The 23,722-nt window shown below is 68.9% G+C and carries 27 protein-coding genes; 16 read left to right on the top strand and 11 right to left on the bottom strand.

Features of this window, described 5'->3' with window-relative positions; genetic code table 11:
- Nucleotides 1–138 precede the first annotated feature (138 nt).
- Nucleotides 139–447, top strand: a complete 309-nt coding sequence (locus ACWETB_RS16515; RefSeq protein WP_449742340.1) for a WhiB family transcriptional regulator — start codon at nt 139–141, stop codon at nt 445–447.
- 210 nt (nt 448–657) lie between these two features.
- Here the strand turns inward: ACWETB_RS16515 and ACWETB_RS16510 are convergent, their stop codons facing one another.
- From ACWETB_RS16510 to ACWETB_RS16500, 3 genes are read right to left on the bottom strand one after another with little or no spacing between them, the layout of a single operon-like run.
- Nucleotides 658–1,254 (bottom strand): hypothetical protein, encoded by a 597-nt coding sequence (locus ACWETB_RS16510; RefSeq protein ID WP_452212306.1) that lies wholly within the window; start codon nt 1,252–1,254, stop codon nt 658–660.
- 60 nt (nt 1,255–1,314) lie between these two features.
- Nucleotides 1,315–2,418, bottom strand: coding sequence for an ArsA family ATPase (locus ACWETB_RS16505; protein ID WP_348808391.1), 1,104 nt, complete (start codon nt 2,416–2,418; stop codon nt 1,315–1,317).
- Nucleotides 2,418–3,563, bottom strand: a complete 1,146-nt coding sequence (locus ACWETB_RS16500; protein WP_452212304.1) for an ArsA-related P-loop ATPase — start codon at nt 3,561–3,563, stop codon at nt 2,418–2,420. Before ACWETB_RS16500 ends, ACWETB_RS16505 begins: the two co-directional genes overlap by 1 nt.
- Nucleotides 3,564–3,620: 57 nt before the next feature.
- Here ACWETB_RS16500 and ACWETB_RS16495 point away from each other — a divergent pair, with 57 nt between their 5' ends.
- The 3 genes from ACWETB_RS16495 to ACWETB_RS16485 are packed head-to-tail and all read left to right on the top strand — an operon-like array spanning nt 3,621 to nt 5,031.
- Nucleotides 3,621–3,785, top strand: coding sequence for a DUF4177 domain-containing protein (locus ACWETB_RS16495; protein WP_348808389.1), 165 nt, complete (start codon nt 3,621–3,623; stop codon nt 3,783–3,785).
- A gap of 5 nt (nt 3,786–3,790) precedes the next feature.
- Complete coding sequence (locus ACWETB_RS16490) at nt 3,791–4,267, top strand: RidA family protein (RefSeq protein ID WP_452212302.1); 477 nt, start codon at nt 3,791–3,793, stop codon at nt 4,265–4,267.
- The gene (locus ACWETB_RS16485) at nt 4,264–5,031 is read left to right on the top strand and encodes a TSUP family transporter (protein WP_452212300.1); all 768 of its coding nucleotides are present in this window, start codon (nt 4,264–4,266) and stop codon (nt 5,029–5,031) included. The genes ACWETB_RS16490 and ACWETB_RS16485 overlap by 4 nt, the downstream gene beginning before the upstream one ends.
- Before the next feature lie 25 nt (nt 5,032–5,056).
- Here ACWETB_RS16485 and ACWETB_RS16480 read toward each other — a convergent pair whose 3' ends face one another.
- From ACWETB_RS16480 to ACWETB_RS16470, 3 genes are all read right to left on the bottom strand, one after another.
- Nucleotides 5,057–5,908 carry an MBL fold metallo-hydrolase gene (locus ACWETB_RS16480; RefSeq protein WP_452212298.1) on the bottom strand — a complete coding sequence of 284 codons (852 nt, stop codon included), beginning with the start codon at nt 5,906–5,908 and terminating at the stop codon, nt 5,057–5,059.
- Nucleotides 5,909–6,077: 169 nt separating this feature from the next.
- A complete protein-coding gene (locus tag ACWETB_RS16475; RefSeq protein ID WP_348805329.1) occupies nt 6,078–6,752 on the bottom strand; it encodes a Crp/Fnr family transcriptional regulator in 675 nt (224 codons plus the stop codon).
- Between the two features lie 148 nt (nt 6,753–6,900).
- The gene (locus tag ACWETB_RS16470) at nt 6,901–7,113 is read right to left on the bottom strand and encodes a hypothetical protein (protein ID WP_348805328.1); all 213 of its coding nucleotides are present in this window, start codon (nt 7,111–7,113) and stop codon (nt 6,901–6,903) included.
- Nucleotides 7,114–7,286: 173 nt separating this feature from the next.
- Between ACWETB_RS16470 and nth the strand changes: the two genes are divergently transcribed.
- The 4 genes from nth to ACWETB_RS16450 all read left to right on the top strand — a co-directional run bounded on the left by nth (nt 7,287) and on the right by ACWETB_RS16450 (nt 10,970).
- Nucleotides 7,287–8,063 carry an endonuclease III gene (gene nth, locus ACWETB_RS16465; protein WP_452212355.1) on the top strand — a complete coding sequence of 259 codons (777 nt, stop codon included), beginning with the start codon at nt 7,287–7,289 and terminating at the stop codon, nt 8,061–8,063.
- Nucleotides 8,063–8,860 carry a TlpA disulfide reductase family protein gene (locus ACWETB_RS16460; RefSeq protein ID WP_449742334.1) on the top strand — a complete coding sequence of 266 codons (798 nt, stop codon included), beginning with the start codon at nt 8,063–8,065 and terminating at the stop codon, nt 8,858–8,860. Before nth ends, ACWETB_RS16460 begins: the two co-directional genes overlap by 1 nt.
- Before the next feature lie 158 nt (nt 8,861–9,018).
- Nucleotides 9,019–9,780 (top strand): NUDIX hydrolase, encoded by a 762-nt coding sequence (locus tag ACWETB_RS16455; protein WP_449742450.1) that lies wholly within the window; start codon nt 9,019–9,021, stop codon nt 9,778–9,780.
- A complete protein-coding gene (locus tag ACWETB_RS16450; RefSeq protein ID WP_449742333.1) occupies nt 9,777–10,970 on the top strand; it encodes a MarP family serine protease in 1,194 nt (397 codons plus the stop codon). The genes ACWETB_RS16455 and ACWETB_RS16450 overlap by 4 nt, the downstream gene beginning before the upstream one ends.
- Before the next feature lie 36 nt (nt 10,971–11,006).
- Here the strand turns inward: ACWETB_RS16450 and ACWETB_RS16445 are convergent, their stop codons facing one another.
- The 3 genes from ACWETB_RS16445 to acs form a co-directional block, all read right to left on the bottom strand.
- Nucleotides 11,007–11,945: an alpha/beta fold hydrolase gene (locus ACWETB_RS16445; protein ID WP_449742332.1), complete on the bottom strand. Its 939-nt coding sequence runs from the start codon at nt 11,943–11,945 to the stop codon at nt 11,007–11,009.
- A gap of 3 nt (nt 11,946–11,948) precedes the next feature.
- Nucleotides 11,949–12,476, bottom strand: coding sequence for a phage holin family protein (locus ACWETB_RS16440; RefSeq protein WP_449742331.1), 528 nt, complete (start codon nt 12,474–12,476; stop codon nt 11,949–11,951).
- 192 nt (nt 12,477–12,668) lie between these two features.
- Entirely contained in the window at nt 12,669–14,621 is a 1,953-nt protein-coding gene (gene acs / locus ACWETB_RS16435; RefSeq protein WP_449742330.1) for an acetate--CoA ligase, read from the bottom strand.
- A gap of 209 nt (nt 14,622–14,830) precedes the next feature.
- Here acs and ACWETB_RS16430 point away from each other — a divergent pair, with 209 nt between their 5' ends.
- Nucleotides 14,831–15,610: an oxidoreductase gene (locus tag ACWETB_RS16430; RefSeq protein WP_452212353.1), complete on the top strand. Its 780-nt coding sequence runs from the start codon at nt 14,831–14,833 to the stop codon at nt 15,608–15,610.
- A gap of 573 nt (nt 15,611–16,183) precedes the next feature.
- On the opposite strand, the gene ACWETB_RS16425 is transcribed toward ACWETB_RS16430, so the two are convergent.
- Nucleotides 16,184–16,993 carry an HAD family hydrolase gene (locus ACWETB_RS16425; protein ID WP_449742328.1) on the bottom strand — a complete coding sequence of 270 codons (810 nt, stop codon included), beginning with the start codon at nt 16,991–16,993 and terminating at the stop codon, nt 16,184–16,186.
- Between the two features lie 415 nt (nt 16,994–17,408).
- Between ACWETB_RS16425 and ssd the strand changes: the two genes are divergently transcribed.
- The 7 genes from ssd (at nt 17,409) to ACWETB_RS16390 (ending at nt 22,769) form a co-directional block, all read left to right on the top strand.
- Complete coding sequence (gene ssd / locus ACWETB_RS16420; RefSeq protein WP_452212293.1) at nt 17,409–18,545, top strand: septum site-determining protein Ssd; 1,137 nt, start codon at nt 17,409–17,411, stop codon at nt 18,543–18,545.
- Nucleotides 18,542–19,714 (top strand): TadA family conjugal transfer-associated ATPase, encoded by a 1,173-nt coding sequence (locus ACWETB_RS16415; RefSeq protein WP_452212291.1) that lies wholly within the window; start codon nt 18,542–18,544, stop codon nt 19,712–19,714. The genes ssd and ACWETB_RS16415 overlap by 4 nt, the downstream gene beginning before the upstream one ends.
- Nucleotides 19,711–20,511, top strand: coding sequence for a type II secretion system F family protein (locus ACWETB_RS16410; protein WP_449742325.1), 801 nt, complete (start codon nt 19,711–19,713; stop codon nt 20,509–20,511). Before ACWETB_RS16415 ends, ACWETB_RS16410 begins: the two co-directional genes overlap by 4 nt.
- Entirely contained in the window at nt 20,508–21,134 is a 627-nt protein-coding gene (locus ACWETB_RS16405) for a type II secretion system F family protein (protein ID WP_449742324.1), read from the top strand. The genes ACWETB_RS16410 and ACWETB_RS16405 overlap by 4 nt, the downstream gene beginning before the upstream one ends.
- 596 nt (nt 21,135–21,730) lie before the next feature.
- Nucleotides 21,731–21,952, top strand: coding sequence for a DUF4244 domain-containing protein (locus tag ACWETB_RS16400; protein WP_348805314.1), 222 nt, complete (start codon nt 21,731–21,733; stop codon nt 21,950–21,952).
- The gene (locus ACWETB_RS16395) at nt 21,953–22,363 is read left to right on the top strand and encodes a TadE family type IV pilus minor pilin (RefSeq protein WP_452212288.1); all 411 of its coding nucleotides are present in this window, start codon (nt 21,953–21,955) and stop codon (nt 22,361–22,363) included.
- A gap of 13 nt (nt 22,364–22,376) precedes the next feature.
- Nucleotides 22,377–22,769 carry an Rv3654c family TadE-like protein gene (locus ACWETB_RS16390; RefSeq protein WP_452212286.1) on the top strand — a complete coding sequence of 131 codons (393 nt, stop codon included), beginning with the start codon at nt 22,377–22,379 and terminating at the stop codon, nt 22,767–22,769.
- Nucleotides 22,770–23,108: 339 nt separating this feature from the next.
- Here the strand turns inward: ACWETB_RS16390 and ACWETB_RS16385 are convergent, their stop codons facing one another.
- Entirely contained in the window at nt 23,109–23,651 is a 543-nt protein-coding gene (locus ACWETB_RS16385; RefSeq protein ID WP_452212284.1) for a hypothetical protein, read from the bottom strand.
- Nucleotides 23,652–23,722: the final 71 nt, after the last annotated feature.

Raw genomic sequence — 23,722 nt, 5'->3', positions numbered from 1 at the left:
AGAATGTGACTCACTTAACAGCAGGTCCGACAGAGTGTTGCATGTATCAAATACGACGCGGCGATCTCGAATGGGCGGGTTGCAGTCGAGAAGTCGGCGACGCAGGTGGCCGGCATACAACGACAGACAGGGGCGACGATGGCGACAGCGGCGGTTTCAACGGAAGAGGCGCGATTGACGTGGGTGTCGCAAGCGCGCTGCCGCGGGGAGAATCCCGACGATCTGTTCGTTCGTGGCGCCGCACAGCGCAAGGCCGCCACCATCTGCCGCCACTGCCCGGTGCAACTGCAGTGCGGTGCCGACGCGCTCGACAATCGGGTGGAATTCGGCGTCTGGGGCGGCATGACCGAACGTCAGCGTCGGGCGCTGCTGCGTCAGCATCCCGAGGTCACCTCGTGGGCCGCGTTCTTCGAGGCGCAGCGTCGGCGTCAGCGGGTCGCGGGCTGAGGTAGCGCAGACAAGTCACGTCACACATCACCGGCCGGGTACATCCCGCCGGTGATGTGTCGTTTCGGCGGGGTGGGATCCGGGACGATTCGCGTTCAGGCCGGGCGAGAGTCGTGGCCCGCTCGCCGCCGTGTCACCCCGCCGGCCGTCGCCGCCACCGCCCCGATCGGCAACACGGCCGCGGTTGCGTACATCGTCGACCGCACCCGCTCATCCCCGACGGCCCTCAGCGCCAGGCCGATCGCGGCCACGGCGAGCACATACGCGAGGCCACGTCCGCGACGACGTCACCTTCTGCGCCGAATACACGCTGTGCCGGATCTGCTCGCGACCGAGGGTGAGTTCGTCGGCGAATTCCAGGTCGCCTCGCCGCGGGTGCCATCGGTGTCGGCATGAATGACCACCGTGCAGTCGGGGCGAAATGCGGTGCTGCTCAACGCACACCGACGGTGGGGCACCGCCGACGCCACAGACCCCGTAGATCAGCAGCGGTGAGACGTCCGGGTAGTCGGTGACCGTCAGCATCGCGAGAACGGGCGCCAGTCCGAGCGTGATGCCGACGAGTCCGGCCGTCACGGTCAGGCCGACGCGGGAGCCGGCCGGGGCGGCCCGGGCGCCGGTCAGATACGAGACCGTTGCGGCGAGCGCGCCGATCACGATGCCGATCACCGCGACGGTCAGATAACGCAGCGTCTCCGACCCGAAGCCATCGGCGGGTTCCGGCCACACCGCGATGTAGGTCACGTAGCCGCGGCCGCCGGGGCTGGCGAGTCCCTGGAACAGTGCCGCGCCGAATGTGGTGAGCAACCCGCCGAGAACCGCCGAACCCGCACAGTGGCGCGCCCATCCCCCGATGTATGTGATGCGTCAGCCCCGCCCGGTGATCTGCTCGGCGACCGCGCGCAACGCGACCCGATCGGCGACCTCGAACGGCAGCGACGGGACCCCGACGATCGGCACCGTGGGGTGGGCGGCGGTGAACCGCTGCAGCAGGTGGACCTCACGCTTGGCCGTCCCGGCGCGTTCGGCGTGCACCAGCAGCACGCCGCGGGTGAGTTCGTCGAGGTCGCCGTCGCTGCGCTCCAGCGCCGCCCGCGCGGCGTCCTCGGTGATGCCGGTGAGGTTGGGGTGGGTGCGGTTGAGGATCAGTCCGGTCAGCGGCATCGACTCCTCGGAGAGCCGATCGACGAAGAACGCGGCCTCGCGCAGGGCATCCGGTTCCGCGGCGGCCACCACGGCGAATCGGGTGCCGGGCTGCTTGAGCAGTTCGTAGGTCTTCATCGCCCGGTCCTGGAAACCGCCGAACATCGAGTCCAGTGACTGCACGAAGGTGGCGACATCACGCAGCATGTCGCCACCGATGATGGTGGAGACGCCACGCATCGCCAGGCTCATCGCGCCGGTGACCATCCGGCCCACCCCGCGGCCACCGCCGACGAGCATCTTCATCAGCCGTCCGGACAGGAACGAACCGAGGCGTTGCGGGGCGTCGAGGAAGTCCAGTGCATTCCGCGACGGCGGGGTGTCGACGACGATCAGATCCCAGCGATTGGTCTCCAACAGCTTGCCGAGCTTCTCCATGGCCATGTATTCCTGTGTGCCGGAGAAGGATTCGGCCACGGTCTGGTAGAAGGAGTTCTCCATGATCGCCGCTGCGCGTTCGGGTGTCGAGTATTCGAGCACCATCTCGTCGAAGGTGCGGCGCATGTCGAGCATCATCGCGTCCAGCGTTCCGGCACCGTCGACGGCGACCGGTTGCGGGTCGTTGGTGAGTTCGCTCATCCCCAGTGACTGGGCGAGCCGCTTGGCCGGGTCGATGGTCAGCACCGCGACGGTCCGACCGGCCTCGGCGGCGTGCAGCGCCATCGCGGCGGCCGTCGTCGTCTTGCCGACTCCGCCTGCGCCACAACAGATCACCACGCGGGTCTCCGGGTCGGCCAGCACGGCGCCCATCTTCAGGTCCAGTGGCATCACGCGCCCGCTTTCTGCAGCAGATTGGCCAGTTCGTAGAGCCCGCCGAGGTCGATGCCGTCGCCGAGGGTGGGCAGTTCCAGGGTGGGCACCTCGACCTCGTCGAGCTGCGCCTTGGCGACCTGCTGGGCCTGCAGCCGGGAGGCGTGCTCGATGGTCTCGGTGAGCAGCCCGGCGAAGTCGGATTCGGAGGCGTCGATGCCGACCGCGGTCAGTCCCTTCGCCACGGCGGCGGCATCGATGTGTCCCTCGGCGATGTCGTCGATCGAGTCGGCGGGCAGATGAATCGGGTTGACGCGGTTGATGATCAGACTGCCGATGTGCAGATCCTTGCCGCGCAGTTCGTCGACCGCCTCGATGGTCTCGGTGATCGGCATCGCCTCGAGGAGGGTGACCAGATGGATCACGGTCTCCTCCGAGTGCAGCAGCCGGGCCACGCCCTCGCTCTGGTTGCGGATCGGTCCCGACTTGGCCAGGTCGGCCATCGCCTTGGTGACGTCGAGAAAGCTGCCGATGCGACCGGTGGGTGGCGAATCGACGACGACCGCGTCGTAGACCCGGGTGCCCTTCTTGTCGGTCGCGATGATGCGTTCCTTGATCTTGCCGGTGATGAGCACATCGCGCAGACCCGGGGCCACGGTGGTGACGAAGTCGATCGCCCCGATGCGCTTCATCGCGCGGCCGGCGAAGCCCAGGTTGTAGAACATGTCGAGGTACTCGAGCAGGGCGTGCTCGATATCGATGGCCAGCGCCCACACCTCGCCGCCGCCCTCGGAGGTGGCGATACGCGTGTCGGTGGGTGGCAGCGGCGGGCTGTCGAAGAGTTGTGCGATGCCCTGCCGACCCTCGCATTCGACGAGCAGGACGCGTTTGCCGTCGGCGGCCAGGGTCAGCGCCAGCGCCGCGGCGACGGTGGACTTGCCGGTGCCGCCCTTGCCGGAGACGAAGTGCAATCGCGCCCGGGCCGCCGAGTCCGGCCAGGAATTCTGCGCGGTCACGTCCTCGGTGTCCTCACGCAGGGCCGCTGCGGTCACATCGTCGGCCAGGTCGTCGGCCTCGGCCTGCGCCGCATACCGCGCGCCGTCACCGGCGCCGCCCCCGGCGGCGGTGTGTGTCGTGCCGTCATCGGCAGTATCGTCGACCATCGCCCCACCCTATCCACTGTGGAAGTCCTCGGGAACAAACCGGTTAGGCTGGCCCTCATGAGTGAAGTCACCCCATGGGAGTACGTGACGGTTCCGCTGCTGACCCATGCCACCAAACAGATCCTCGATCAGTGGGGCGCCGACGGCTGGGAGCTGGTCAGCGTGCTGCCCGGACCGACCGGGGAGCAGCACGTCGCCTACCTGAAACGACCGAAGGGCTGATCGCGGTGGGTACCTGGACCCGACGTCTCGACGAACTGGGGATCACGCTGCCGGTCGCGCCGAAGCCGGTGGCCAACTACGTGCCGGCGGTGCGGTCGGGGAACCTCGTCTACACCTCCGGTCAGCTGCCATTCGTCGACGGCGAGCTGAGTGCGCGCGGCAAGGTATGCGTCGGTGCCGAGGGCATCGTCAAACCGGATCAGGCCACCGCGGCCGCCCGGCAGTGCACCATCAACGCGTTGGCCGCCGTCGACGGCCTCGTCGGGATCGACGCGGTCGTGCGTGTGGTCAAGGTGACCGGTTTCGTCGCGTCGGCTCCCGGATTCACCGGTCAACCCGGGGTGCTCAACGGCGCGTCGGACCTGCTCGGTGAGATCTTCGGCGACGCCGGCGTCCACGCCCGATCGGCGGTCGGCGTGACCGAACTCCCGCTCGGCTCGCCGGTCGAGGTCGAACTCATCGTCGAGGTCGCCGATCAGTGAGCGTTGAGGTCGTCGCGGCGTTGATCCTCGCCGCGGCGGCCGCCGGATGGGTCGATGCCGTCGTCGGTGGCGGCGGGCTCATCCTGATCCCGGCGCTGTTGATCGGTCAGCCCGGCGTCGCGCCGGCGTCGGCGCTGGCCACCAACAAACTCGCCGCGGTCGTGGGTACCGCGTCGGCGGCGTGGCGGTACTCCCGTGCGGTGCCGCTGCACTGGCGACGACTGGCGCCGGTGTTCGCTTGCGCCGTGCTGTGCTCGGGTGCCGGTGCCTTCGTCGCGAGCCGCCTGCCCACCGACGTGTTCACACCCATCGTGCTGGTGATGCTGGTGGTCGTGGGACTCTTCGTCGCTCTGAACCCCGGCTTCGGATCCGGTTCGGCCACAACACGTTCGCGGGCGTCGATGATCGCCGGACTGGTGATCGCGGGCGTCGTGATCGCCTTCTACGACGGTGTGATGGGCCCGGGCACCGGAACCTTCCTCATCATCACCTTGACCGCGATGGTCGGGACGAACTTCCTGGAGAGTTCGGCGACGGCCAAGGTGATCAACACCGGCACCAACCTCGGGGCGCTGGCGGTGTTCGCCACGCAGGGCCACGTGATGTGGCTGCTCGGAGCGGCGTTGGCAATCGGCAACGTGATCGGCGCGCAGATCGGGGCGCGGATGGCGTTGGGGCGCGGCAGTGCCTTCGTGCGCTGGGTGCTGCTGGTCGTCGTCGTGGTGATGGTGGCGAAGCTGTCGTATGACCTGATCACCGGGTGAGCAGCGGGCGTCACGGACGCCGTGGTCATTCCCCCCGCAGGTACTCCAACTGCGCCTTCACCGACATCCGGGCTGCCGGCCAGAGCTTCTTGTCGACGTCGGCGTAGACCTTCTTGACCACCTTCATCGGCTTGGCCTGGTGCGCGGTGACACCCATCTCGTCGAGCGCGGCCTGGATCTGGTCGATGCGCTCCTCGCGGTGCGCCTTGTAGAAGCGGGCCACCGGCTCGAGGGCCGGATGGTCGGGGCCGTGCGCGGGTAGCAGCGCCGCGTCGGCGCCGTCGACGATGAGCCGGTTCAGCGACGCCATGTAGTCGCGCAGGCTGCCGTCGGCGGGGTCGATGACGGTGGTGCCGCTGCCGAGGATGGTGTCGCCGGTGAGCACGGCACGCGAATCCTCGTGCTCGACCAGGAAACTCACCGAATCACCGGAATGACCGGGGGTGAACAGGACGGTGATGCGCAGTCCGGCGATCTCGATGATCTCCCGGTCGCGCAGCGGTGGCGCGTTGCGACTGTGTTCGGCCAGCCGGGCGCGGGTGGGTGCACCGGTGTGTTTGGTCAACCGATCGATGGCGCCGGTGTGGTCGAAATGCCGGTGGGTGATCAGCGTCAACGCGATACCCGGTTGGGCCGCAATGTTTTTCACATGCTTCTTGTGACGCGGCGGGCCCGGGTCGACGACCACACATTCGGCGTGGCCGGGAGCCCGCAGGATATAGGTGTTGGTCCCGTCGAGTTCCATCACGCCCGGGTTCTCACAGAGCAGCACCGACGCGAACGGGGTGACCTCGCGCAGCACGCCGTAGGCGGGATGGGAGACCGGCTCGTTCGCCGGGGTGGGTTCGTCGGGGGCTCCGACACCGGAATCCGTCATGCGCCCAGGGTAATCGCGCTCACACCCGACGACGGATCGGGTGGGTGATCGGGGCCCGACGGCGTACTTCCGCGGGGTTCGTCATCGTCGGCCAGAAACTTCCCGCAGAGAAACAGAAAAGTGGGGGAAGAAGACTCTTCCCCCACTTTTCGTCAGGTCTGGTCCGCTCTTACCTTGCGCGCCTGGCCAGGCGCTCCGAGTCGGCGATCAGCACGCTCTTGCCCTCCAGACGCAGCCAGCCGCGCTGGGCGAAATCGGCGAGTGCCTTGTTCACGGTCTCGCGGGAGGCGCCGACGAGCTGAGCGATCTCTTCCTGGGTGAGGTCGTGGGTGACGCGCAGTGAGCCGCCCTCCTGGGTGCCGAAACGCTGCGCGAGCTGCAGGAGCTGCTTGGCGACGCGGCCGGGGACGTCGGTGAAGATGAGGTCCGCGAGGTTGTTGTTGGTGCGACGCAGGCGGCGGGCGAGGACGCGCAGCAACTGCTCGGCGATCTCCGGGCGGTCCTTGATCCAGGCGCGCAGCGCGTCGCGGTCCATCGACACCGCGCGCACCTCGGTCACCGTGGTGGCCGAGCTCGTCCGCGGACCCGGGTCGAAGATGGACAGCTCACCGAACATGTCCGACGGCCCCATGATCGTCAGCAGGTTCTCGCGTCCGTCCGGCGAGCGACGGCCGACCTTCACCTTGCCGGAAAGGATGATGTAGAGCCGGTCGCCGGGTTCGCCCTCGTGGAAGATGACATGCCCACGCGGGAAATCGGCGGGCTGCAGCTGCTTGGTCAACGCCGCAACGGCAGAGGGCTCAACACCCTGAAATATGCCCGCCCGCGCCAGTACTTCCTCCACCAAGGAGTCCCTTCTCACTGTGACAACACGGGGTGCGACCGGATCATCGCACCCTTTGCAACGCTACTCTCGCCACCAGCATAAGTGTTGAATGGGTCACGGGCGCCGCAATGGCGAGCGTGTCCCGATGCGGGAAATGTGCGACGACTCAGCCTGCGCGGCGATTGCGGAGTTCGTCCAGCGCGGCCGGCATCCCCTCGCGGGCGAGGGTGTCCACGTGCTCCGGCTCCGCGCCCTCCAGGAATTCCTCGACGTTGTCACGGTTGACCGTGACCTTGTCGGTCCACGCTTGAACCTTCTCCATACCGAGCGCGAAGAGCATCAGCACAGCCGGGAACAGCAGCACGGCGAGTCCTTGCATGGCCCCCAGTAAACACCGGAGGGGTTGCCGGCTCCCAACCAGAATGGCCGTGGTGATCGCTTTGTGACCAAAGCGTTGGCGGCGAGTGCGGCGACGCGCGCGCCGATCACCCCGAGCACGATCGCTAATCTGGTCCGGTGAGTGCACGTAAGGCCCCGGGATCGCCGGCACGGATGGCGAAGGCGCCGACCGCCGGCGCGGTGCCGTCGAAGAGGTCGGTGAAAAGCGAGACCCACCTGGGTCTTGTGCGTCGTGCACGTCGGATGAATCGCGCGCTGATGGTCGCGTTTCCGCATGCGTACTGCGAACTCGACTTCACCACGCCGCTGGAGTTGTCGGTGGCGACGATCCTGTCGGCCCAGTGCACCGACGTGCGGGTCAATCAGGTGACCCCGGCGCTGTTCGAGAAGTATCGGACCGCTTGGGATTACGCGCAGGCCGATCGGATCGAACTCGAGGAGATGATCCGGTCGACGGGGTTCTACCGCAACAAGGCCAACTCCATCATCGGACTGGGGCAGGCACTGGTCGAACGCTTCGACGGCGAGGTGCCGCACACGCTTCCCGAACTGGTGTCACTGCCCGGTTTCGGCCGCAAGACCGCCAATGTGGTGCTGGGGAACGCCTTCGGGGTGCCCGGCATCACCGTCGACACCCATTTCGGCCGGCTGGTGCGCCGGTGGCAGTGGACCGAGGAGACCGACCCGGTGAAGGTCGAGCACGCGGTCGGCGAGCTGATCGAACGCAAGGACTGGACCGATCTGTCGCATCGGGTGATCTTCCACGGCCGTCGGGTCTGTCACGCCCGTAAGCCCGCCTGCGGCGTGTGCATCCTCGCCAAGGACTGCCCGTCGGTCGGTACCGGACCGATTGACAAGGAGCAGGCCGCGGCACTGGTGAAGGGACCGGAGACCGATCATCTGCTGGAGTTGGCGGGGATCGCGCCCTGATGACGACCGACCACAGCGACCCACACGGTTCGTCCGAGGCTCCGGAGAGCACGTCCGGACAGACGCCGATCTCCTCGCCGGCACCGACCCCGCAGCCCACACCCGGGCACCGACCGCGCGGCTCCCGGTTCCCGCCCGCCGCGCGCTGGACGGTGGTGTTCTTCATCGTCGTCATCGCCCTGGTGGTGGCGATCTGGCCGCGTGAGGGCGGATCCTCGTCCTCGTCGTCGGAGCAGGTCCGTCCGTCCGGGGCGCTGTCGGCAACCGATCTGCAGGTCGACGACGCGCAATTGGCGCAGGCGCGGACCGACGCCGCGATCGCCCCGTGTCCGCAGGTCGGCGGCCCGCCGCCGGGGGCCTCGGCGGTGCTGGCCGGGGTGAGCGTGCCGTGCCTGGCCACGGGCGCGCCCTACGACGTCGGGGCGGGGACCGTCGGCAAGCCGCTGGTCATCAACATGTGGGCGGTCTGGTGCGAGCCGTGCCGCCGCGAACTGCCGGTGCTCGCCGAATACGCACAGCGCGCGGGAGACCGGGTGACCGTGCTCACCGTGCACGCCAAGGAGGGGGCGGGCAACCCGTATCTGGTGCTGCGATTCCTGACCGAACTCGGCGTGCATCTGCCGGTCGTCCTCGACACCGACGGTGCGGTGGCCGCGGCGCTGCGGGCGCCGCGGGTGTTTCCGTCGACGATCATCGTCCGCGCGGACGGTAGTGTGGCCAAGATCGCGCCCACGGTATTCGACGATCCCCAACAGATCGCCGACGAGGTGCGGTCGGCGACGGGGGTCACTACGTGAGTATCTTTCACCGCTCCGGGAATCCGGGAAGCCCGGACTCCGGCGGCGGTACCCGGGCCGATGGTGGTACGCCTTCCGAGGGTGGTGCACCGGACCCGGACGATGTCCCCGAGACGCCGATCGGTCCGCTGGTACCGCGGGCGCAGATCCCACCGTGGATGCGGGCGCTGACCGACGACGTCACCGCGGTCCGCGAGCGGGTCCTTTCCCGCGGTGGTGATCGGACGCGTTGGGCCGCGATGCTGGGCCGCAACCGCCGGTCGGCGTCGGTGCTCATCTTGATCTCCGGGTCGTGGGACGCGGATCCGCTGCATCCCGGGGGTCTGCCCGCCGACGCGGAGGTGCTGCTGACCGAGCGGGCGCCGACGCTGCGTCAGCACAGCGGGCAGGTGGCCTTCCCCGGTGGCGGCGTTGATCCGGGCGACGACTTCCCGGTCGGCACCGCCCTGCGCGAGGCGGACGAGGAGACGGGACTGTCCGCCCACGGCGTCGACGTCCTGGCCACGCTGCCCAGCTTCCCGGTGCCGGTCTCCGGGTTCGATGTGGTGCCGGTGCTCGCACACTGGAGCACGCCGGGACCGGTGCGCGCCGTCGACCCGGGGGAGACCGCGCGGGTGGCCCGGGTGTCGCTGCGTGAATTGCTCGCCCCGCAGAACCGTTTCCAGGTTCGTCGGTCGGTGCTTGGTGGCCAGGTCTACAAGGGGCCCGCGTTCTTCGTCGACGGTCTGCTCGTGTGGGGTTTCACCGGTGGTCTGCTGGCCGCGATCAGTGATGCCGCGGGATGGGCGGTGCCGTGGAACACCGATGACGTCCGACCCCTCGACGAGATGATCGAGCTGGCCGGCAGCCCGCAGCAGACCGGTGCGGCCGCGGTGCTGCCCGCGCATCTGCGCGACCAGCACGACGGGACGCAGTCGTGACGTCCTCGACGTGGGTGGACATCGTCGTGATCGCGGTGGCGCTGATCGCGGCGATCAGCGGCTACCGGCACGGTGCGGTGGCCTCGGCGCTGGCCGTACTCGGGGTCCTGCTCGGCGCCGTCGCCGGCATTCTGCTTGTGCCACATGCCTATTCGATCACCGACGACCCGAACCTGAAGCTGGTGATCACCGTCGTCGTCCTCGTCGGGCTGGTGGTCATCGGCGAGGTCGCCGGCATGATCCTGGGCAGTGCCCTGCGCAGCGGCATCCGGTCACCGGAGTTGCGGGCCGTCGACAGCGGCGTCGGCCTGGTACTGCAGGCCATCGCCGCGGTGTTGGCGATGTGGTTGCTGTCGATCCCGTTGTCGCACGACGGGTCTCCGCTCAAGCAGGCCATCGACGACTCGGCGGTTCTCGGTGCGGTCGGGCAGGCCGCACCGGCGGGCCTGGAGGCCCGCGCGGCCGACCGCTTCGACGAACTGTTCCAGGGCGAGGTGTTCGACGGGGTGCTGCGCCCCACCACCACGGCCAGCCAGGTCGATCCGCCCGATGCCGCTCTCGCCGATTCGCGTGTGGTCACGCGGGTCCGGTCGAGTGTGGTGAAGATCGAGGGTGAGGCACCGGATTGCGGTCAGGCGCTGGAGGGCAGCGGTTTCGTCGTCGGTCGCGATCTGGTGATGACCAACGCGCACGTGGTGGCCGGCACCACCACCCTGACGGTGACCCCGTACGGCGGTGACGCCTACGACGCGGACGTGATCCTCTTCGACGACCGCAACGATGTCGCGGTACTGCGGGTCAGTGACCTCGACGCGCAGCCCCTGGAGTTCGCCGCGCGCGAGGCCGCGACCGGCGACGACGCGATCGTTCTGGGGTTCCCGGAGGCCGGGCCCTTCCGATCGACGGCGGTACGGGTACGTGGTGTGAGCGAACTGCCGACCGCCAACATCTACCGCGACCAGCAGGTGGTGCGTGAGGTGTACACGGTGCGGGGCGTCATCCGGCAGGGCAATTCCGGTGGGCCGATGATCAATGCGAACGGTGAGGTTCTCGGCGTCGTCTTCGCGACCGCGGAGAACCCGGCCGACGAGACCGGGTATGCGCTGACCGCCAACGTCGTCCGCGGTGATCTGGAACGGGCGCAAGAACGCTATGCGCGGGTGAAGACCGGGGTGTGTCTGCGCGAGTGACGGGCCGTCGGCGATGCACCCGGACGTCAGACGCCGCTATGTCGGCGTCGTCCGCAGCAACTCGATCAGATGGGCGTTGAGCGCCTCGGGTTGTTCCTGATGGGCGAAGTGTCCGCTGCCGGGAATCTCGCGATGGGTGAATTCCTCGGCCCACGTGTGGCTTTCGGTCATCACGTGCTCGGTGATGAAGGGGTCGTCGGCACCGCGCAGTGACAGCGTCGGGATGTGTAGTCGCCGGTGCATCAGGCGCATGAACCTGATGCCCTCGGGCCGGAACTGGGAGCGGAAGGCCCACCGCTGATACTCCAGGCTGGAATGCGCGACGTAGGGGATCTGGATCGCCGAACGGTTGCGGGTGACCGCCTCGGCGTAGTCGTCGGTGCGTTTCCAGGCCTGGCCGGCGCGCCGCCCGAAGTAGCGGCCGACGAAGGCGCCGTCGCGTCGGGTCAGCCGTGACTCGGCGTAGCGCGGGAGCTGATTGACCAGGAACCCGGGCAGGAATGACGATCGCAGATCGGTGCGCAGGAGCACGTCGTGCCGCAGCGATCGGGGATGCGGTGAGGCGATCACCGCGATGGCCGAGACCACCCGGGGATGCAGGGTGGCCGTCGCCCAGCACACGAGACCGCCGTCGGCGTGCCCGACGAGGGTGGCGCTGGTATGGCCGAGCGCGCGGATCAGCCCGTTCGTGTCACCGGCGAGCGTCCAGCCGTCGTAACCGCGGGGCGGTTTGTCGCTGTCGCCGTAGCCGCGCAGGTCCACCGCGACGGCCCGGAAACCGGCCTGCGAGAGCGCACCCAACTGGTGCCGCCAGCTCCACCAGAACTCGCCGAACCCGTGCAGCAACAGCACCAGCGGGCGGTCGGCGATCGGCTCGTCGACCTCGACGGCGTGGAACCGGAGGCCGTTCGCCCGGACATCGAGGTGACGCCAGATGCCGGGCAGCCGCACGCTCGACGGGTCGGGCGCGACCACGTGTCAGCCTTCGCGGGCGGGCGGGATGTTCGGATGGTCCGTGGCGACGGCCGCCTTCGAACGGTCGGTATGCGCCGGCGACGTCGGCAGGACGGTCTGGATCTCCTTGACGGAGGCGATCGTCTTCTTGGGCCCGCGGACCTTGCGGAAGAACAGGTAACCGGCGATCGCCACGACGATGGTGATGAGGATCAGCAGACCCAGCACGATCAGGTAGGCCGCCCAGCGAGGCAGCCACACCGCGATCAGCTCGGCGAGGAAGATGAAGAAGAACAGGCTGGCGTAGAGGGCGGTCACGCCGGCGATGATCAGCGCGCCGGTACCGGCACCGGCCTTCTTGGCCTCGTCGACGAGCTCCGCCTTGGCCAGTGCGACCTCGGAACGCACCAGCGTCGACATGCTCGCGGTCGCGTCCTTGACCAGGTTGCCGATGCTCGGTTCGCCCTTGGGGCCGAGATCCGCGTCCGACAGCGGGATCGCGGGGACCGGCCGGCTGCTCGGTGCAGTCTGGCCGTTGTCGTTTCGGCTCACAGGATCCTCCGTCTCTGGGGTGTGTGGGTTATGTTGCCATGCTGCCCCGCGTCGGGGTCGATGGAGTGTCGCCCTCGGACCCGGACGCAACTGAGCGGCGCTCCCGGCGGGGAGCGCCGCTCACTGCGGTCGCGACGCGGTGGTGATCGGTCGCTCGGGCCTTCCGCCGCAGCTCAGGCCCGATGATCTGACTCAGGCCTTCTTGGCGCGGATGGCCTCGAAGACCGACGGATCGACCAGGGTGGAGGTGTCGCCGAGTTCGCGGCCCTCCGCGACGTCCTTGAGCAGGCGTCGCATGATCTTGCCCGAGCGGGTCTTGGGCAGTTCGGGGACGACGTTGATCTCACGCGGTTTGGCGATGGGGGAGATCTCGATCGACACCTGCTGGCGCAGTTCGGCGATGAGGGTCTCGCCGGTGTTCTCGACACCTTCGCGCAGGATGACGAAGGCGACGATGCCCTGGCCGGTGGTCTCGTCGGCGGCGCCGATGACGGCGGCCTCGGCGACCCCGGAGTGCCCGACGAGCGCGGATTCGACCTCGGCGGTCGAGATGCGGTGCCCGGAGACGTTCATGACGTCGTCGACACGGCCGAGGACCCACAGGGCGTGATCGTCGTCGTAGCGGGCGCCGTCACCGGCGAAGTACCAGCCGTGCTCAGCGAACCGGGACCAGTAGGTGTCGCGGTAGCGTTCGTCGTCGCCCCAGATGCCGCGCAGCATCGACGGCCACGGCTTGTCCAGGACGAGGTAGCCCTGTTCGCCGGCACCGACTGGGTTGGCGTTGTCGTCGACGATGGTGGCGCTGATACCGGGCAGCGGGCCCATCGCCGATCCCGGCTTGGTGGAGGTGACGCCGGGCAGCGGGGAGATCATGATGGCGCCGGTCTCGGTCTGCCACCAGGTGTCCACGATCGGGGCCTTGTTGCCGCCGATCACGTCGCGATACCACTTCCACGCCTCGGGGTTGATCGGCTCGCCGACCGAACCGAGCAGCCGCACCGACGACAGGTCGTGGGCGTCGGGGATCTCCCGGCCCCACTTCATGAAGGTGCGGATCAGCGTCGGCGCGATGTAGTAGATGGTGACGCCGTAGCGCTCGATGATCTCGAAGTGGCGATGTTCGTTGGGGGAGTTGGGGGTTCCCTCGTAGACGACCTCGGTGGCGCCGTTGGACAGCGGACCGTAGACGAGGTAGCTGTGCCCGGTGACCCAGCCGATGTCGGCGCCGCACCAGAAGACGTCGCGACCTTCCTTGTGGTCGAAGACGTAGTGGAAGGTGTAGGACGCCTGCGTGAGGTAGCCACCGGAGGTGTGCACGATGCCCTTGGGCTTACCGGTGGTGCCCGAGGTGTACAGCAGGAACAGCGGGTGCTCGGAGTCGAAGGCCTCCGGCTCGTGTTCGGGGGATTGTTCGGCGACGGTGTCCTCCCACCACACATCGCGACCCTCCACCCACGGCAGGTCCGGATCGTGGTTGGTGCGGCGCACCACGATGACCTTCTCAACCGACTCCGCGGCGTCGTCGCCGGTGCCGAGGGCCTCGTCGACGGCGGTCTTGAGCGGGGCGGGCTTGCCGCGGCGGTACTGGCCGTCGGTGGTGATGACGAGCTTGGCCGACGCGTCGTCGACGCGGGAGCGCAGGGCGCCGGAGGAGAATCCGGCGAAGACCACCGAGTGGGTCAGACCGAGGCGGGCGCAGGCCAGCATCGAGATCAGTGCCTCGGGGATCATCGGCATGTAGATGGCCACCCGGTCGCCGGCGGTCAGGCCGATCGCGGTGAAGTAGTTCGCGGCGCGGCTCACCTCGTCCTTGAGCTGGGCGTAGGTGATGTCGCGGGAATCGCCGGGCTCACCGACCCAGTGGATCGCGACGCGATCGCCCTTGCCCGCGGCGACGTGGCGGTCGACGCAGTTGACCGACACATTCAGCTTGCCGCCGACGAACCACTTCGCGAACGGGGCGTCCGACCAGTCGAGGACCTGGGAGAAGTCGGTGTCCCAATCGAGGCGTCGGGCCTGCTCGGCCCAGAAGCCCAGGCGGTCGGCCTCGGCGCGGTCATAGAGTTCGGCGGTGCCGTTGGCCTGGGCGGCGAACTCCTCCGACGGCGGGTAACCGGGAACGGTTTCGGATGCGGATGTGGTCATCGGATTGCATGGCCTTTCGCTGGTCGGCAACAGATCGCGGATAGCCGCCGCGCGTGACGCGGCGACCGTGGGGAACCTATTGTGAGGGTAGTCACGTTGGATGGCCGTTGCAGACACCGCGGGCCACTGCGCGCGACGAATGGTGGGTGGTGTTCGGTGAGCGGCGCCCGGTCACCGTCGGGTGGGCGCCACGGGTAGGGTTCGACCACGTGACCGCCGATCCGCTCGCCCCCCTGGCCGACCTGCCCGGGGTGAGCGCCGCCGCCGACACCGCGCGTGACGCGCTCGCGGCCGTGCATCGTCATCCCGCCAATCTGCGTGGCTGGGACAAGACCGCGACCGAGGCGTCGTGGCGCGCCGGGCGGTCCTCGGCCGCGATCGACGGGGGCAGCGTCGAGTTGCGCCGTGACGGTGACTTCGACGATCCGATCCTGGCCGGCGCGATGCGGGTGGCCCAGGCCCTCGACGGCGACGCCGCCGACTCGTTGACCGCGATCTTCCGCCGCGCCCCGGCGCAGGCCTTCGCCCGGCTGCACATGCTGGCCGCGGCCGATCTGGTCGACGATCCCGACGACCTCGGCCGGCCCCGCGCCGGTGCCGAGGTCGCCGACCGGCTGGACCTGCTGGCCCAGCTGATCACCGGCTCCACCCGGGTGGCGGCCCCGATCCTGGCCGCGGTCGTCCACGGCGAGTTGCTGAGTCTGGGGGCCTTCCCGACGGCCAACGGAGTGGTGGCGCGCGCCGCGTCACGGTTGGTCTGTATGTCGACGGGCCTCGATCCGCACAATCTGGGCGTGCCGGAGGTGACGTGGCTGCGGCGGGTCGCCGACTACCGGGTGCTCTCGAAGGCATTCGGCACCGGCCGTCCGGAGGCGCTGGGGGAGTGGATCATCTTCTGCTGCGAGGCGCTGAGCGCCGGTGCGGCCGAGGCGAGGTCGATCGCCGACGCCGCGCGTGCCGGTGGAGGCGAAGCCTCCCGATTTCGTTGACAGCGCTCTGGTTTTCGTTGACAGCGCCCTGAATCCCGTTGACGGCGCTCGCTTATTCGCCGACAGCGCTTGTTCTCCCCCACACACAACACTGCGGGCGGCGCCCTCGTCGTCAACGAAGGTGCCGCCCGCAAAGCACGGACTCAAGCTACCAAGCGTGCTTGGTGGGTTGTGGTTACCGCCTCGGCGATTGACCTCGACTATGAAATCGAATTCTGTTCCGGCGCTGCCAATCTCGTCCCATCACGCCGTCATCCGTGGATTCCGTCGGCGCTGTCCGAGGGTCGGGGCGCTGCCATTCCATCTTCGTCACATGGCCTCGATGTCGCAGGCGCACAACACTTGTGCCTTATGCGGCTTGCTCCGCGTGGGTACTTGCCGCCCGTGCTGGGAAGGCTCGGGATGGGGGCTCGCTCCTTCTCTTCCGGATCGAGCGTTGCCTTCCGAGGTTCCGTAAGACCTTTGTACACCGTGATGCCGATCACAGCAAGACTCAAGCGTGTCAACGTTCGGTGGAGTTCTCGTAACCTGCGGTTCATGCTGGTACGCAACAACTTCCGGGTGCCGAGGCGGCTACCGGGAAGTCGTTCGGCGCACTCCCATCCCGTAGCCGACGGCCGCTCCGACGCCGACGACGAGTGCCGCCGCGAGGGCCGGCGCCGCGGCGGATGCCGCCGACGGTTCGGTCTCGAGCGCGAAGTCGTAGATCGGCCAGCCGTGGTTCTCGGCCTGCCGGCGTAGTGCTCGATCGGGGTTGACGACGCGCGGGTGGCCGACGGATTCGAGCATCGGGACGTCGGTGATCGAGTCGGTGAAGGCGTAGCTTTTGTCGAGATCGTAGCCGTATTCGGCGGCCACGCTCTCGATCGCCGAGCGCTTCTCCTCCCCGTAGCAGTAGTAGGTCAGTTCACCCGTGTAGTGACCGTCGTCGTCGACGCGCATCTCGCTGGCTCGGACGTGGTCGACGCCGAGCAGTGCGCCGATGGGTTCGACGATGTCGTGGCCGGATGCGGACACCAGGACGACGTCGTGACCCTGATCGTGGTGCAACGCGATGAGTTCGGCGGCGCCGGCGTAGATCAGCGGAGTGACGACTTCGTCGAGCGATTCGGCCACGATCCGCTGCACCTGGGTCGCATCCCATCCGCGGCACATGGTGGTGACGTGGCGCCGCAGGCGTTCGACGTGGTCGGCGTCAGCCGGGGAGAGGGCGAAGGTGAGTTGGTTGAAGACCGACTTCATCAGGGTTCGGGTGTCGAGTAGTCCGCCGTGGAAGAACTCGCGGCTGAAGGCGAGGATGGACGACTTGGCGATGACCGTTTTGTCTAGATCGAAGAAGGCTGCGACGTCCGGCCCGGGCGTGGGTGGGCGGCCATCGCTCATCGTCGGATGATACGACTCTCGGCGACGCCATAAGTCGACTTCGGTTATCTCGCGCGTTGCGGTCGATGCAGTGCCCGTTCGGGTTGGTAAAGCCCGTTTGGGGTTGGTAAACCCGCAGGCAGTGAGATGAAAATGCGCGGTTGTGTCGGCTCTCGATTGTGCTTGCGGGCAGCGATCGAGGGTGTATAGTCGGTGGTATCCGGTCTTCGGACCGGTGCCTTTCAGCCCGACCCCCCGGGGCTGAAACGCGATGACCCCGGCCTCCTCCCCCCCTGGCCGGGGTCGTCCTCTATCTGAGGCACGTTTCCCCGAGTAACCCCCAGTGGCTGTGCACAGTCAGCGCGGTCTCCACAGATCAGTGCGTCAATCCGTCCGGGTCCCCGGCGTGGGCCCGGGATTCGGTCACCATGACGCCATGTCCGACTCCCTGCTGGCCCTCGTCGATCCCGCCCTGTGCGACGACGTTGCCCGATGCGCCGCCGCCGCCGGTTACCGCCTCGTCGTGGCCGACCCGCAACGGTGCCGCGCCGAGTGGCTGCGGGCTCGCGCGGTCGTCGTCGATCCGTCGGCGGTGGCCGTGCTCGGCAACACCGCCGTCCCGCGACGGCCCGGTGTGCTGCTCGTCGCCGACACGCCGCCGGCGGCGACCACATGGCGAGCGGCCATGGATCTCGGCGCCGGTGATGCCGCGCTCCTTCCCGCCGACGAGTCCCACCTGGTCCGACGACTGACCGAATTGCGCACCCCGCGTCAGGCCACCGCCGGCGCCATCGCGCTGATGGCCGCCCACGGTGGAGCCGGGGCTTCGGTGCTGGCCGCCGCGGTCGCCCTCGCCGCCGGCGACGCGGGCGAGGAGGTGCTGCTCCTCGACGTCGACGAGTTCGGCGGCGGTGTCGATCTGCTGCTCGGCATCGAGGACCGGCCGGGCCTGCGCTGGCAGGACCTCGCGATCGAGGCTGGCGCGGTCAACGGTCAGGCGCTGCGTCATGCGTTGCCGAAGGCCGACGACCGCCTTTCGGTGCTCACCGGTCGCCGCGACGACGGTGCGCCGTTGACCCCCGACGCGGTGCTCGCCACCGTCGATGCCGGCCGCGCCCACGGCGATCTGGTGGTCGTCGACCTGCCACGCACCGATACCGACATCGTGCGCGGCGTTGTCGAATCGGTGGATCTGGTGGTCCTCGTCGCCGCTCCGACGGTGTCCGGGTGCGCCGCGGCCCGCCGGGTGGCCGACCGACTTCTCGGCGATGCCGCCGAGGTGGGGCTGGTGATCCGCGGGCCGTCGCCGGGCGGTCTGCGGCCCGCGCAGATCGCCGACGCCGTCGGTCTGCCGCTCCTCGCGGCCTTCCGTCCGGATCCGAGACTGCCCGGACGCGTGGAAATCGGACGGCTGCAACCGGGTTCGCGTAGCCCGCTGGGGCGGGCGGCGACGGCGGTGTATCGCGCCGTCACTGTCGCCGACCACGGGCCGGCGTCGGGTCCCGGCGTCCGAACCGCCGTCGCCGGTCGGTCCGCCCCGCCACCCGCGGCCGGTGATCGGTCGGTCGCATGAGGGCGGCACACGCCGACGAGGCGCTCCTCGATCGGGTGCGTACCCGGCTCGCCGCCGAGAAGGCCGAGGTGACCGCTGCGGTCATCGCCGACGCGATCCGTGCCGAATCCGGCGGGGTGCTCGGTGACACCGACCTGCTCGCGGTGCTGCGTTACCTGCAGACCGAACTGACCGGGGCCGGTCGTCTCGAGGAACTCCTCGCCGAACCCGACGTCACCGATATCCTCGTCGTTGGGCCCGACCGGGTGTGGGTCGACCGTGGAACGGGACTGGCGCTCACCGGTATCCGATTCGACGACGACGCCGCGGTGCGCCGCCTCGCCGGGCGTCTCGCACTCAGCGCCGGCCGACGCCTCGACGACGCCCAACCGTGGGTCGACGGGCAACTGTCGAGCCTGGGACGTCGTGGCTACACGGTGCGGCTGCATGCGATGATCCCACCGCTCTCGGCCGACGGAACCTGCCTGTCGCTGCGGGTGTTACGCACCGCCAGTATGGGGTTCGATGCACTCGTCGACGCGGGCGCCATTCCGGCCGAAGCCGCCGATCTCCTCTGCGGCATCCTCGACGCGCGGCTGTCCTTCCTCATCGTCGGCGGAACGGGGTCGGGTAAGACGACCCTGCTCGGCGCGCTCATCGAGCAGATGGCCGATACCGAGCGGATCGTCTGCGTCGAGGACGCCCTGGAACTGACACCGACACATCCGCATGTGGTCCGGCTGGTCGCGCGAACCGCGAATGTCGAAGGTGCCGGCGAGGTCCCGGTGCGGGCGCTGGTGCGGCAGGCGTTGCGGATGCGGCCGGACCGCATCATCGTCGGTGAGGTGCGTGGTGCGGAGGTGATCGACCTGCTCACCGCACTCAACACCGGGCACGACGGCAGTGGCGGTACGCTGCACGCCAATTCGACCGCCGAGGTGCCCGCACGGATGGAAGCGCTTGCGGCACTGGGCGGAATGGGGCGCGCGGCACTGCACAGCCAGCTCGGTGCCGCGGTGGACGTCGTCATCGGCGTCTCCCGACGCGCGGACGGCACCCGGGGTGTCGCGGAGATCGGGATGCTGCATCGGGAGACCGACGGACTTGTCACGATCGTCCCGGTCTGGCTGTCCGGCAGCGGGATCACCGAGTTTCACCCACAGCTCCGCGGAGTGATGGCACGCCGATGACGCCGGTACTTCTCGCGCTCGCGTGCGCGGTCCTGTGGACGGGTCGCCCTCGCGCTGCACACCGACTGCAACGCATCCGACTCGCGTCGCGGTCGTCGGTGCCCGGCCTCGCGCGGTGGCCGATCATGATGCCCGGCATGGGTGCCGTGGCGGTGATCGGCGGTGCCGCGCCGGCGATCGCGGCGGGCATCGTGGCCGGGGTGGCATGGTGGCTGTCGCGACATCGGCGCAGGATCGCCGAGCGTGCGCACCACCGCGACGAACTTCTCACGGCGCTGACGCTGATGATCGCCGAACTTTCGGTCGGCGCACCACCGGCACGAGCATGTTCAGTTGCCGCACAAGAGATGTCGACGGGAAACGACGGTACGAGCACCGTCGCGGCGGCGTTGTCGGTGCTCGCCGGACGTGCCGAACTCGGCGGCACCATCGTCGTCGACGCCGATGCGGGTACCGATGACGAGTCGTGGAGCCGGATCGCGATCGCCTGGCAGACCGCGGACCGATACGGACTACCCCTGGCCGAACTGCTGGACTCGGTCCGCGCAGATCTGGTGGAGCGCCGCGGGTTTGACGATCGCACCCGTGCCGGACTGGCCGGTCCCCGGGCGACGGCATCGGTTCTCGCGGTGCTGCCGTTGCTGGGTATTGCGTTGGGACAGGCCACGGGTGCGCGTCCGGTGCAGATCCTGACCGGCGGTGGGGTCGGCGGGGTGTTGCTGGTGGTCGGTGCGTCGTTGGTGGCCGCCGGGCTGGTGTGGTCGGAACGGATCTCCGACAAGGTGATCACCCGATGACCACGATGGTGATGCTGTGTCTCGCCGGTGCGTGCTGGTGCTGGCCGGAGCGTCGATGGGTCCTCTACCGGGTCACCGACATGCCGGTGCGCAACCGTGAGCCCCGGTGGCTCGGCGTCGTCACGCGCCCCGACGATCCCTTCGCAGTCGCGGCGACACTGGATCTGCTCGCGGTCTGTCTGCGTGCGGGGTTACCCGTCGCGGTGTCGGTCCGGGTTGCCGCACAAAGTGCCCCGACCGGTTTGGCGCGCCCACTGGCCGGAGCGGCCGAACTGCTTTCCCTCGGAGCCGATCCGCAGCAGGCGTGGGCACCCGCATCCACCTCCCGAGCCGATCGCCGATGGTGGCGGCATCGGCGCAATGAGTCCGCCATGACATGTTTCGACGAACTCGCCACCCTGGCGCGGCGATCGGCGCGGGCCGGTTCTGCGCTCTCGCAGGGGGTCACCGACCTCGCCCTGACCGTGCGGCGTCGGGCGAACGACGATGCCCTGGCCCGCGCTGAACGCGCCGGCGTCATGATCAGCGGACCGTTGGGCCTATGCTTCCTGCCGGCCTTCGTGTGCCTGGGTATCGTGCCGGTCGTCGTCGGGCTCGCCGCGCAGACCCTCGGCGGGATCTGACCGGGCCTTAAGAAGGGAATCGACGTTTCTCCCGGCACTCGCCGAGCATGCGCTGCTGCTGGAATCGTTGGATCGGTCCCGACCTCACCGGGGGTCACGTCGGGGCGTCGCAGTGCACGTGCGACCGACGCGGCCAGGGCCGCGACGGGCATCATCTCCGCGGGTCGGCGGGCCCGGTTGTAGATGTCGGCGAGAATTGGCGTGTAGCCGATGTCCGCACCGGCCCGGCGGTACAACTCGTTTTCGAGGGGGCGGTGGCAGGCCGGAGGCCAGGAAGTTGGTCCACTGATAGACCTCGACGCATTCCCGTTCGCGTCGTCGTGACCACATCCGGGTCGCCCGGTCGAGGGCCGCCGGATCGACGCCGTCACGCCCGGCCAGCACCGGTGCGAGGTACTCGCCGACTAGCGACGTAGTGCTGGCCGTCGCGAATGCCCGCCGCGGCGCAGGCCCGGATCATCTGGCTGACCATCACCGCCGGGACGGTAGCCAACTACTCGGTGTGTTCCCGAAATATGTCGGGGATTCGTGGAACCGCGGCGCCCTCCGATGCGTCCAATCCCGTGAATCAACCCGACGATCGAAGGGACCACCCCATGTCACCTCACCGCAGATACCGTCAGACCCGCGACTGGATCACCGTTCGGACGCTACGCCTGATCAGCGAGGACGACGCCATGAGCACCGCCGAATACGCCATCGGCACCGTGGCCGCGGCGGCCTTCGGTGCGATTCTGTACACCGTCGTCACCGGCGGTGACATCGTTTCGGCGCTGACCGGCATCATCAACAAAGCGTTGTCCACTTCGGTGAACTGAATGTCTTTGCAGGAAAGCAGAATCCGATGCCGGTGGCTGCGGCGACTGATCACCGACGAGGTCGGGATGGTGACGGTCGAAGCGGCGTATGGGATCTCGGCGATCATCGCGATCCTGATCCTCGGACTCGGGGTCATCGGCGCGGTCGTCACCGAGATCCGATGTACCGACGCCGCTCGCGAGGTGGCGCGACTCACCGCCTCTGGAGATGCGCAGGCACGTTCGGCGGCAACGGATCTGGTCGGCGGTGACGCACGGATCTCGGTGAACACGACCGATGTCCGGATCGTCGTCGAGGTCACCGACGACGTGCCGATGTTGCCCGGTGTGTCGATGACCGCCCGCGCGGTGGCCGTCCCAGAACCCGACGGCTCCGATCAGGTGGAGTTCGCACCCGGGGTCCGTCCGTGACCTGGGTTGCTCCGTGACCGCGGTATCGAGGCCAGGTCGGCTCGGCGCCGGTGTCGTCGCCGACGAGGACGGCTATGCGACGGTGGTGGCGGCCGGGGTGATCCTTGCCGTGCTGACGGTGCTGCTGATGGTCGTCTACGTCGGGGCGTCGGTCGTCGCTCGGCACCGCGCCCAATCCGCCGCCGACCTGGCGGCCCTGGCCGCCGCCGTCGACCAGGTGGGTGCCGCCGCCGATCCGTGCGCGTCGGCACGTGAGGTGATCGCCGATCAGCGAAGCGGCGCGCAACTGAGGACGTGCGGGCTTCGGGGAGGTGATTTGGTGGTGGAGGTCGTGGTCCCGATCGAGTTGGGCGTGTTCGGATCCCGGGAGGCCCATGCGGCGGCACGGGCCGGTCCGGTGGGCTGAGGGCGGGCGTTGGCGTCACCGGGTGGCCGCTGACGCCGCACGTCACCGCGGCGACGGCCGCCGCCGCGGTGATCAGAGCCGCCGGCAGCCCGAACGCCACCAAGACCACCCAGGCCGCTCGGGCGCCGGTGAGCAGATCGGCGTGCGCCGGGCCGGGCCGATCGCGACGCCGATATGGTGCCCGACCCCTGCGATGACAGTTGACTCACCAACGTGACGGCGACGCCCTGGCCCCGAGCCACGCCACGTCGCCGACCAGGTCTCGCCGTGTGTGGCGCCTGAACCGGCAACCCCTCACGCGTGCGCCCCTCACCCGTGCGCCCCTCACCCGTGCGCCCCTCACCCGTGCGCATCGCCCACGACGATGCGTTTCGGGTACACCCGTACTGAATGCATGGGCGCGAACCAGACCTGCCCGAAGTACACCGATGTGTCGCCGCGGTAGGCGAGCTCGAGCGCGGCGTCGCCGACGGCGGTGCGGATGCGCGGGCGGACCGCCGCGACGAACGGCGCCCAGTGGACCACCTCACCCTCGGTGAGGAATCCGCCGGCCGCTGCCCACGTCTCACCGCTCTGCTCGTCGACGGTCGCCAGGTACACCTCGCCCAGCGACGGGCTGATGCGGGGGCCGACCATCGCGCTCTGCAGATACCAGTGCGCGGATTCGACGAATTCGCTGTCGTCGTGACGAACGGCGGTCCAGGCGTAGTGGATGTCGAGTGCGTCGAGGGCCTCGTCCTCGGAGAAGAACACGTCGCTCTCGCCGATCGTCGGCGGCAGACTATCCGGCTCCTGCGTCGGGCGGGCCAGGAGGTAGTACACCGGGCGCGCCCGCAGGATGGTCCGCGACGGTGTGCTCCGCCCCGAATCCCTGTCGTGCATTCGACCAGTATCACCGAGAACTCGCGGGTAGTCCCGCCACACATCGGAATTCGCAATCGTGCGTGCATCCA

Source organism: Gordonia sp. NPDC003950, from assembly GCF_053605205.1.
This window is presented reverse-complemented; position numbering and strand designations above follow the sequence as displayed.

Coding starts and splice junctions, on each gene's coding strand:
- acs (WP_449742330.1), bottom strand. CDS start 14,621: ATGACCACATCCGCATCCGAAACCGTTCCCGGTTACCCGCCGTCGGAG.
- ACWETB_RS16470 (WP_348805328.1), bottom strand. CDS start 7,113: ATGCAAGGACTCGCCGTGCTGCTGTTCCCGGCTGTGCTGATGCTCTTC.
- ACWETB_RS16500 (WP_452212304.1), bottom strand. CDS start 3,563: ATGGTCGACGATACTGCCGATGACGGCACGACACACACCGCCGCCGGG.
- nth (WP_452212355.1), top strand. CDS start 7,287: ATGGCGAAGGCGCCGACCGCCGGCGCGGTGCCGTCGAAGAGGTCGGTG.
- ACWETB_RS16425 (WP_449742328.1), bottom strand. CDS start 16,993: ATGAGCGATGGCCGCCCACCCACGCCCGGGCCGGACGTCGCAGCCTTC.
- ACWETB_RS16515 (WP_449742340.1), top strand. CDS start 139: ATGGCGACAGCGGCGGTTTCAACGGAAGAGGCGCGATTGACGTGGGTG.
- ssd (WP_452212293.1), top strand. CDS start 17,409: ATGTCCGACTCCCTGCTGGCCCTCGTCGATCCCGCCCTGTGCGACGAC.
- ACWETB_RS16415 (WP_452212291.1), top strand. CDS start 18,542: ATGAGGGCGGCACACGCCGACGAGGCGCTCCTCGATCGGGTGCGTACC.
- ACWETB_RS16395 (WP_452212288.1), top strand. CDS start 21,953: ATGTCTTTGCAGGAAAGCAGAATCCGATGCCGGTGGCTGCGGCGACTG.
- ACWETB_RS16400 (WP_348805314.1), top strand. CDS start 21,731: ATGTCACCTCACCGCAGATACCGTCAGACCCGCGACTGGATCACCGTT.
- ACWETB_RS16505 (WP_348808391.1), bottom strand. CDS start 2,418: ATGCCACTGGACCTGAAGATGGGCGCCGTGCTGGCCGACCCGGAGACC.
- ACWETB_RS16410 (WP_449742325.1), top strand. CDS start 19,711: ATGACGCCGGTACTTCTCGCGCTCGCGTGCGCGGTCCTGTGGACGGGT.
- ACWETB_RS16495 (WP_348808389.1), top strand. CDS start 3,621: ATGAGTGAAGTCACCCCATGGGAGTACGTGACGGTTCCGCTGCTGACC.
- ACWETB_RS16460 (WP_449742334.1), top strand. CDS start 8,063: ATGACGACCGACCACAGCGACCCACACGGTTCGTCCGAGGCTCCGGAG.
- ACWETB_RS16480 (WP_452212298.1), bottom strand. CDS start 5,908: ATGACGGATTCCGGTGTCGGAGCCCCCGACGAACCCACCCCGGCGAAC.
- ACWETB_RS16455 (WP_449742450.1), top strand. CDS start 9,019: ATGCGGGCGCTGACCGACGACGTCACCGCGGTCCGCGAGCGGGTCCTT.
- ACWETB_RS16405 (WP_449742324.1), top strand. CDS start 20,508: ATGACCACGATGGTGATGCTGTGTCTCGCCGGTGCGTGCTGGTGCTGG.
- ACWETB_RS16385 (WP_452212284.1), bottom strand. CDS start 23,651: ATGCACGACAGGGATTCGGGGCGGAGCACACCGTCGCGGACCATCCTG.